Source organism: Xenorhabdus sp. PB61.4 (assembly GCF_963894935.1).
Classification (GTDB): Bacteria; Pseudomonadota; Gammaproteobacteria; order Enterobacterales; family Enterobacteriaceae; genus Xenorhabdus; species Xenorhabdus stockiae.
This window is the reverse complement of the sequence record NZ_CAWQJR010000023.1, coordinates 1-10,926: the sequence shown is the minus strand read 5'-3', so window position 1 is coordinate 10,926 and position 10,926 is coordinate 1. Positions and strand designations below refer to the sequence as shown.

General features: G+C 47.7%; 2 protein-coding genes. One reads left to right on the top strand and one right to left on the bottom strand.

The genetic code is table 11. The annotated features are described in order from the left end of the window. A partial coding sequence (locus AACX68_RS02435) for a hypothetical protein (protein WP_228860504.1) occupies positions 1 to 200 on the top strand: 200 nt, incomplete at its 5' end. A gap of 198 nt (positions 201 to 398) precedes the next feature. On the opposite strand, the gene rtxA is transcribed toward AACX68_RS02435, so the two are convergent. Then, positions 399 to 10,926: MARTX multifunctional-autoprocessing repeats-in-toxin holotoxin RtxA (gene rtxA / locus AACX68_RS02430; RefSeq protein WP_228860503.1), on the bottom strand; the 10,528-nt coding region annotated here is incomplete at its 5' end.

Sequence of the window (10,926 nt, the reverse complement as noted above, 5' to 3'; positions counted from 1 at the left end):
ATTTTGATGATTATCAATCTATTTTTTTTACTCTAACCAATCAGCCTAATTATTATATAAAATTAAACAGATCAGATGGAAAAATCACTGATGAACAAAAAAATATAGCGCTTAATCTATTAATAGATGCCAGAGACAATGATCACATGGTTAATGTGACCTGTAAGAATGGATGGGCCAAATATATATCTACATTTTAATAAAATAACACATCGTCATTACTTATAAATTTATTTAACAAAAACCAATAACATTATTAAATTTGATGATTTGATATAGCTATAATAGTAACAAATAATTTACCAGAAACTTTTTAATATCATACCGTATTTCTCTATTCATTATGATATAAAAATGGCCCACCAATGTGAGCCATTTTTATTACTTAAATAAAACTATCAAACCAGTCTGGATTTGCCCGTTGTCGTATCCGACCAGGCCATCATAATGGAAGATTGTGTTTGTCCATCCAGTGCGTCAATAAAGCCACTGTCACCGATTGTTGGTGCAAAGCCGCTCATTGCCTGAATCAGTGAATCCACTGCATTGACAGAAAGCGCGATATATTCACGCTCACCGTGAGTATTTTGATCGCCCATTCGGGTAACAATATCCGCACGGTTACCATTGAAGTAATCCGTAAAGGTCACAGAGCCGATTGCTTCAAACTGCCCCTGTTCAGAACTGTCTTCCACATGGCGGTTAGTGAGCATCACCAGATCGTAACCGCTGCGCTGGAACCATAGATCCTGCCAGTTGAGTGCATTGAAGACAATCTTGTCACCGCGTTTGAGATCTTCAACCACGTTATCGATCACATCTCCGCTGATCACATAGCTATTCACGCCAGCACCGCCTTTAAAGCGGTTCTGGTATCCTCCCAGCACCAGCAAGTCATCACCATCACCGCCGTCAAACTGGCTGAACTTGGAGATAACATCTGCAATCAGGTGATCATCTCCCGCTCCGCCGTTAATCAGTGCGTGGTAACCCATCAGTTTTATGGCATCGTTACCTGCCCCGCCATCGATTCGGTTATAGTTGCCGAAAACCGTGGCAAAATCATGATCATCACCCAAGTCAGCCTGATTATTGTTACCGATAGCAACGACATAATCCTGACCTTCTCCACCGTCAATACGGTTGAAGTTACCGGAAGCAACAATGTAGTCACGCCCTCTACCGGTTTCAATGACCCCGCCTTCACCAAAGGCAAAGACCTGATCATCACCCTCTCCCATGTAGGCGTAGTTTATGCGGCCTGCAACTACGGCAACGTCATTGCCCTGACCACCAAACATGATGTTTTCGCGTCCCATCAGAACGCCGGTGTCGTTACCTTCACCGCCAGTGAAAATATTGGAGGTTCCCAGAGCGTAATAAACATCATCACCACGACCACCCCAGAAGTTGTTGTTATCACCTAAATAAGCACCGAGATCTTTGCCATCTCCGCCCCAGTTAAAGTTATAGTTACCGAGGGAAACATGGATGTCTCCATCCCCTTGCAAATGACCGCTGGTACGCAGGAAATCAAAGGTTTTTTCCTGCATATGCAGCAGATCATCAGTCAGATTCTGTTTCAGATTGGAAACCAGATCTTTCATCTCTTCCTGCTTATTCTGCTTCAGCAGGGTTGCAAACAGGTTTGGCAAATTAAGGGAATTAAAGCCGAATGTCCGCTCTGATTGTGTATTTTCGTCACTGGTATTTTCAGCGGACGCAATCTGTTCTGTCGGGGCTTTTTCTTTGATGCCATGACTTTCAAGGAACGAACTCACACCGTCTGCACCGGCTGACAGATTGGTTTTCAGGCCATTGAGCAATGTTTCCGGATCAACAAATGCCGACAACTGGTTGCCACTGAATTCACTGATTACCTCCAGCATTTCCCGCAAAATGGCAACGCCGTCTACTGACTGATTTGAACGGGAAATGATAGCCCCATCTGAGGTGTAGTCCACGCCAAAGATATCACCCAGTGTGGTATCAGCATTCACGCTGGCAAGGTTTCTCAACAGCTTATTTTTAAGCTGACGAGGCAGATCCGCCGGATTAAAGGTGAATGTGGTTTTTGCTATCCCTGTTGAGGTGTATTGCTGAGTCATCAGGCCAAACAATGAACCGAGGTTAATATCCAGAATCGAATGAATATTGTCGCCGAACATCAGGTTCCAGTTACCGGTTGTTACCTGAATATCCGCACCCTGCCCGCCAACGGCAAAATTGAAGGACAGTTTTTCATTCAGCTGGCGGAGTTTATTGGCTCTGCTGAGGTTAGCCATTTCCGGCTTATTCCCTGCCCCACTCAGCCACTGGTTATATTTCTTGTTCAGTGTGCTTTCAATATCGCTCTTCAGGCCACGACCGCTGCGTTTATACTGAGAATCAAGATCTGTCAGCGATGTGTAATCCACGCTGCTGGTCATATCCAGCCCTGACATATCCTGTAGATATTTCTTCACGCTTTCGGTTGTCCACTGTACTTCCTGTTCAGACAACCAGTCAGAAGTAGTGTACGAGCCGGCAATGTTTTGCAGAATGCCCGAGACGCGGGAAACATTATCAAACGGGTTAAGCATCGGTGGTGTCGGGATGGATTTATCCATCATCACCAGCAAATCATTACTGCGCCCCTGATTAAAGCTGATATTCCGGTTGCCGACAAACAGTTGGGCGCCTTCCAGTGCCTGATAACCGGCAATGTTGACGCTGTGTTTGCTGTCACCGTCTCCCAGATGAACCATGACATTATTATCGCCAAACGCCAGAGACTTGAATCCCCCTGTGCCGACTTTAATACCCACGTTGGTGGTTCCCCAGTTAATGGAGGTAAATTCGCCATCACCGGCCTGTACCTGCACATTGCCGGAATAGCTCAGTCGGTTATCAGAAGACGCCCCGACCGGATAATCCTCAGGCTGATGCTGATGTTTTTTCGGCACATGGAAAGTTTCGGTATTGTCTGCAATCGCGTTCTTCTCAGTCATCACCTCATGCGGGCGATGCTTCCGGCTATTGGTGCTACTACGCAGGCTGCCTACACGGACAAGTGAAACGTTGTTTTCAGAAACATGATTACGTATACGTTCGGCATTGCTTTCGACTTCTCCTTTATCGTTCCAGCTCAGGACGATTTTATTTTCCGTGATCTTATTTTCCGCTTTATTGTGCTCAGATCGCGTATATTTACGACCTGATTTACCGATCACCACTTCGGTTCGACGGGCAGAGACTGTCGTGCGGATCCCATTTTCATCAAGAGCAGAAATCAGGCGATACGCAAAACCATCGCGCTTGTCATCACTAAGCAGAGAGCACCCGACCAGACTGATATAATCCAGCTTTCCGCCATGCTGGAAACTATTCTGGAACTGCTTTAACCGCATTGCCAGTTCAGGAGCCGTGTAATCACTCATTGTCGTGCTGTTGTAGCCATCAATCTCATCACCGCCGTGACCAACAACCTGCCAGCGTATTGTGCCGCTCAACTGACTCGGATCGCCGTATACCACTTTATACTGACCATTGCGATCAAGCTGGACAAGCACACTCTCTTTCGGATGCTTACCAGCCAGATAAGAGACCGAATCAGCCACATGGGGATCATCTTCGAGCTGAATAATAACCTGACCATCAAAACGCATTTTTTTGCGTTCCAATCTCGGTAACACCTCAATCTCTTCCCATTCACTCAGATCGTGGTTATTCAGCGGATGAAGCCTGTTCAGTGCATTTCTCATCGGCGAGCCATCAAAGATTTCCATTGCCAGAATATCTTTCATGGTTGTTCTGTCACCGAATACCGGACGATAAGCCGCCAGAGCCTCTCCATCCAGAACGATAACACGCCCGAACATTCTTTCCCGCTGGCTGTTTTTAGCCATGTTGTAGCTTTTTGCCATGTTCAGGCCGGACTGACCGAAGAAACGTGTGACATAATCGCTGAATTTCTCTGCCGAGGAGAATTCCACAATGCCGACATTAGGATCATAGAAGCCGTATGTCCGGTTCTCACCGCTGCCTTTTGACCACGCCGCCATCGCGTGTCCCAGAGTATTCAGCTCCAGCAGAACCGGTTTTTGCCCTGTATTGGCAGCCGTGATTTTTTCAATCACACCTTGCACGCTCAACGCTTGTTCGCCGCTCAGTTTCTCTTTCCATATCTTAGTGGTGCTGTCCAGCATCGGATCTCTGGCATAGAGCGCAGAGAGTGTCCCCAGTAACTTACTGGCGTTGGCCTGTTCACCCTCAGAATATAATTCGGGATTGTTGAGTACTGAAGCCGCAGAATACATTTTATTCAACAGGCTACGTCCTACGTTTTCCTGACCGTCATTTTCCAGCTGTTTTGCCAGCAGAACCAGTTTTGACAGTGGTACACAGCGCCCGCCAAAGCCATCATTAGACAAGTTGAGTAACATCAGTTGTGGCGCCAGATGTTCGCTTGCTTTTGCATCTACCGCTCCCATAGAAGTGACATCACGGAAAAGGCGGCTATATTTCTCTACTTTTGGTCGCAGAGTCATTTTCAGTGCCCGGTGTTCAATTTCCCACGCCAGCGCACCTTTCTGTTCCGCCGTCCAGTTCCCTTTAACCAGCATATCCACCAGCTGCCTGATATCCATATCTGAATGGAAACCATCCACAATTTGGTTCGCGTGATTATGCCGGTAACCTGACAGGAAGGCTTTTGTCGCGCGCAAATCCTGCTCCCGGCCCTGATTATCCACCTGAGGTTTCAGCGCCTGCGTGTAGCGCCCCAAATCATTTTTGATGCCTTTGAGAATAGTGCTTTCCTGCTCATGCAATTGAGAACCGGCTTCAGATAGATTGGCAACAATTTGTCCGGCATATTTCACCATTATCTGATAACTGGATGCATGGCTATAATACGTGCGTTCACCAGAGACGTTATAATCAGAGGCCACCAGTCTGGTTCTGAGTTTTTCGCCTTCATTGCCCAGACCTTCATTATCTGTCAGCAACATAATCGGCATCTGTTTCGAGACCCCGCGCAGATTCTGCTCCACAGAGAATTTACCATTAACGGCTTTTGCCAGTATTCCGGTCAGGCCGGAAGGATTCGGTATTTCATGAGCTGTGATCGCTTTGGTCATACTTGGCATCGGTCTGTCCAGCAGTAAGCCGGAAACCGTCATTCCTTTACTGTCCACATAACGGGCCAGATCAGCCGCAATCGGTGCCCCCATTGAATAACCGTGGATAATGATATTTTCCGGGCTGATATCACGATCATTAACCAGATAATGGAACATGGTACGCGCATCCTGATACATTCCCTGTTCATTCGGATACCCATCGCTGGTGCCATAACCGCGCATATTAACCGACAACACATCAATACCCTGTTGCCGGTAATGAGGCTGAATTTTACCCGCCTGCTCTTGCGCCGATGAACCGGAGCCGTGGATAAACAAGACGACTTTTTTATCCGAAGCATCCCTCTGCGATGCGTTTTGCCCCTTATGGTAATAGCCTGCCAAACGTCCGGCTTCGCCTTTCAGGGTAACTTTTTCGGTTACACCACTATTGATTGCTAAGTTGATCCTGTTCTGCATCTCCTGACTGATTTGGCGACGCTCCTCTTTTGTACCGTACAGTTCACTGTTCATGAAGCGCGTTACAGGATTCTTTGGCGTTCGTTCATGCGGTGCTGAGCCATCATTAGGCATAGCTACTTTCTCAGCCCTTTCCGGTTGCTCTCCGGTTCCGCCATGATTTAATGCGCTATCAAAACGGTGATGTTTTTGTTTAACTCGCTCACTCTGAGTGGCTTCCTGCAAGGACTGACCGAAATCAAACAGTTCGCTTGGTGTCCAGACACCAAAGCCAGGCCGCCATGCTTTACCAAGCACTTTTTCCGCCCCGCCAGCCTTAAGAATACGGGCAACAACACTTGAACAGTTTTGCGTCATAAGCTGATAGCGGGCATCCGGATCACTGCTGATTTTGCCCCATTCAGCCTGCATTGCCGCGACATCAAGGCCTTCCAGATTGATGCGATATACCCGATCAGGGTCAACGGTGCTGTTTTTGAAATTAGCAATCTCTGTCAGCTCTCTTTCAGCAAACTGGCTCATAACACTGGCAATGGCCTTTTCCATGCGTCCGGAGTTCTGTAGTCTTGCTGCCAGACGTAAGGCTTCCGCAAAATTCCGGCCGACTTCATGCATATCCATGCCGGGATCAGCCCATTGGGCAAGGTACGGGCGATAAATGTATTGCGGTATTTCAGCAGATTTGAGCAGCTCCGGATTGGCAAGTGCCGCCATCGCAAAGCCTTCGCTGACATCGCTGAATTTAACATCCACACCTTTGGCAATTTTCAGTTTTTCAAGGAATTCTTTCAGTTCAGCTGAGCCATCTGCCAGACCGAAGCCATCATCTTCTTCAGCCTCAACATCAAATATCAGGGTGGGTGCCTGGAAAGCAGGCTGGCTCAGATCACGCCAGCGAAGTCGCAGATCAGGCTGATCCGGGGTGGCGATATTCAGGAGTTCTCGTATATCCGTCGATTTATTCCCTGCCGGCCACCAGCTCACATAGTTGATTTGATTGAGATGAGTGGCATCTTCTGCATTAACCAGAACACGCCCCTGACCAATCTGCATTGCAACATGGCCCAGCGTACTGTTTTCACTCGGTCGCCAGACAAACAGGGTGGCACTGACAGGGGACAAGTGTTGTTCAATTGCCAGATGAACTTTTTTCAGACCTGCAATATCAATACCTTTGCCATCTTTCGCGAGATCATGGGCAGCCAGACCGGCGAAAACAGCATTCGTGACATCCTGACCATACTCTTTGGTTACCGCTGCCATCACCTGTTTCAGCCCGGCATCTGCGGTATTTTTACCAATATGCAAACTGAACTGACCGTGAGTAACAAAATCACCCTGAGGATCTAAATAGAGATGTTTGCTCTCTTTGAGGTTAGCGTTATCGAGCCTATTGTATAGCTCGCTGAAAGTTCCTTTCCCTGAGCTTTTCAAAGTCGGATCTGCCAGAACCAGTGATTCTTTCAGACGGATATCGATCTGGGAAAGCAGCCGATTCATTGCAGGTGCCCGCCCTGATTCAGAATGCCCAAGCAGATAGCCCGCCACCTGTTGTTGCAGGTGAGTTAATTGTTCAATGGCATCCAGTGAATAATCCGGTTTTTCCCGTAAAAGCTGTTCATAAGCCCGCAGTGATTCAATGACATTACGATAGCTTTCACCCAGTGGCTTGCCTTTGATATAAGCCATTTTCTGCAATTCATCACCGGACATCAGTTCGGTATTCGGCGAGTAATACCACGAGCCGCTGACTTTTTCGGCAAGAATGCGGGTATGACCATCTTCAAGGGAAATAATGTGATTTCCCACCAGACGTAATTCATCCGGGAGCTGTTCATAATTCTGATAATTGGCAAATATAAACCGTTCGATGGTGTTAATCTGCGCCTGATCCTGCGGGTTATCGACTTTAATCACTTTCAGCCCGGAAGAACGTAGCCCCGGCCAGGGCATAACTTCAAAGCTATTATTTAAGCCTTCACGTATCAAAATATTGCGGTCAGTGCGCAGGCGATAGAATGGGATAGCCTGATTTAACATGCTATCAATAGCACTGACTTTAATATCCAGATCAATCAGTGTATTCGCGTGGTAACCATCAGGATCCTGCTCAAGATATCTCACCTGCTCAGCCGGACTCAGTGAATCAAAGCGCATTTTCACCCGGACGCCCGGATCGGTCAGCCTGTGACCCATAGACTCCAGCGGTTTTCCCCGGTAATGATAGGCGTGTTTATCCAGCAGGCGAATTTCATTGACCAGACCTTCACGCTGTAACTGGCGCAATACCGGCAGCTCAACATTCCAGAAGAAATTACCTAAACGTACTCCGCTCGGTGCGATGACATAAACATCATCACGCGCACCCGTCGCATAAACAGAACACCAGAAACCAATATTACTCCGTGTCGCTTCGCTGATGGCGGTGTGCAGTCTTTCCTGTTGGAAATCATCAGGATCAAGGGAAGTATTACACCAATCCATCAGCTTCTTATTGAGTTCAAGGGCAAGTACGTTCCCTTTCACATCAATATCGTAAACCACTTTTTTATCATCTGGCTGCACGGCATCCAGTACAGAGCGATAGATGCTGAACTCCTGACCTGACCAGAATGAAACGATACTTTTTTCACCATGATTAGGTTCAAAGCTATAACCAAAACGCTCCAGTTTAGTGATAAACTGAACGCGCTTATCCCAGTCAAAATCAAGGGTTGAATCAACAAACAACTTCGCCAGTGGCGCAATTTGATCTTTAGGAATGGTATGCCGGATGATGGTGAAGAAATTCTCAATAAAATCAGTCAGTCTATCTCTGATGTTGTCATTAATCTCAACATTAGGACGCACACCACCCGGTACAGGAATATAGTTATTCTTTGCATGATCATTTAACTGATCGCGTCCACTATCCAGCCAACGGTATATTTCCGCGACTTTCTTTGCTCTTTCTCCGATGAACGGATAGGTTGAACTGCTCTTTTGCGACAAATTACTCCGCACGGAGCTACCGCGTGAGTCAGTACGGGAGTCTGATCTTCCCAGAGGTTTCAGGCCACTCAGATCCAGACCAGAAACAGACAGTAATTTTCTGTTCCCCGGCTCAGAGATATTCGGCACTGATTCAGGTGAAATATTGCTATGCGGTAATTGCTGCGTGCGCGATGAGCGCGGTATATGGGTAGAATTTGCCTGTGTAGCACGAAGGCCTGCATTGATCTGTAAACGCTCCACAGCCTGTTTAGCATCGGCAAGGGCAGATAAATCGTTCTCAGATTCCTGTAGCTTTTTACTGAAAGCCCCGACTTCCTGCATCAAAGTCGTGGAATTAATATGGCTGGTTGTATCACCAATCCTTTCTGCTTCATAGGCTTTACCTGATCGATTACTGCCAACATTACTAAAACGTGGTGTATAGCCATTATTTTTTGCTACTTCACTGGCTTCAGCCTCAATATCCTGAAGCGTCCTGCTGGCACTAAGTTTGGCCTGCTCCGCCTGCTTTTGCTGTGCTTCCGCTTCTTCTTTCCGGTATTCAGCCTTCATTCGGGCATCCGCAACATCTTTCCCGACATTTAGCTGATCTTGTTTAGATTTAGCAACATTGATTTCTGATTTATCCAGTGAATTTTCGATCTTCTGCTGTTGCTGTAAAGCCGTAGACAGTGCGTTATCCAGTTGTTGTCCGGCTGTTGCTTTTGACGTGTCCACCTGTGTCTGAAGCTTATCCAGTAATTCACCGGCAAAGTCATGACGCCAGTGTGCTCCGGATTCTCCCTGATGGTGTGCGTGGGTCTGTTCATCCAAAAGTTCCAGCGCTTTGGCCTTCGCCAGCAGTTCATCCGTCACAGCCTGCTGTTCTTCCCGGATAACATCGCGCTGTGCCAGTCCATTCGTATTCAGGGCATCAAAATCCGTGGATTCCAGCTGATTCTGAGTGCCTGCAATCGCTGCCAGTTGTTGCTCTTTTTCCTGCGCCAGACGTTCACGATCAGCTTCGGCGCTACTTTTATCGGCTAATACGCTTTCAGCCACCACATTTTTTGATGCAAGTTCACCATCATGACTGTTATCTGAGTGATCCGAAGTCGCCACGATGTTATCCAGTATATAGCCCCTGCCATCGTCTTTACCGATACCTTTAAACGCCAGTCGGTTACTGCCCGCCTGAGCAAGTAGTACCAGCTGTTTATGCTGCCAGACGATCCTATCGTTCGCAGATGAGAAGACAACCTGACCATTCCAGAGTACTTCTATACCGTTATCATCGGTGCTGGCTGCTCGTCGGGCAAAATCAAAATCAAGGGTAATGGCCTCTCCCGCTTTAAGCTGGCTCAAATCCTGATAAATGGTGGTGTTAACCTGTGCATCCAGTTCAGACACATACCTGCCGTGGCCTGCGTCATCCAGCCCATAAGACGCCGCCGGATGCTGGGCTTCAATCCCATTGGTGGCTTGCCAGCCCAGAGTACCGGCCTCGAAATCCCCGTTGGTAATCAGGTTAGGCTTCTGATTTTTTCCGGACTGACCCTCTTCATTCATGATGGTTTCCAGTCTGCCGACATCCGGTGTTTCCAGCTGGCTCACCGAGGCATGCAGATCGGCGGAAAGCGTGGAGCTAACTTCACTGATTTCTGTCAGTTTAAAGCCTTTCAGGTCATCCACTTCTGGCAAATTGATGGCACCCCGCCCACGATAACTGCCTGATGTATTGGCTTCATCACCATGAACCAGAAAGTTAATTCCCTGACTGCCCATAGCTCCCAGTAACGTCTGTTTGATATTACCGAACAACGTTGCCAGTTTATGGCTTTCCGTATTGCTGGAGGCCAGCGCCAGATTGTAAAAATCGCCGTTACCGATTTGAATGGCAACGTTATTGCGGGCATAGGAAGCGTGAATATTCATCCCGTCACCAACATGAACACTGGCATTGCCGATGCCTTTCATGACCGAGACATTCAGCCCGTCACCCACTTTGGTGCTGACATTGAGCTTACCCCAGGCCACATTAACCGAAATGCCATTCCCCACTTTGGTATTTACGTTCAAATCACCGTGGGCCGCAACCACGCTCAGGCCATTCCCCACGCTGGTTGTGATATTACTTTTGCCCTTCGCCGCGGTAATCTGCATACCATCACCCACTTTGGTGACAACGTTACTCTGGCTCCACAGCGCATTAAAGCTGTCACCCTGACCTACGTGCGTGACAATATTCGCATCGCCTTTAGCCAGTGTAACCTGACGGCCATTACCCACTTTGGTGATCACATTCGCCTTACCCCACGCGCCGGTATAATCATCACCATGACCTACATGAGTCAGAATGTTAGCCGAGCCT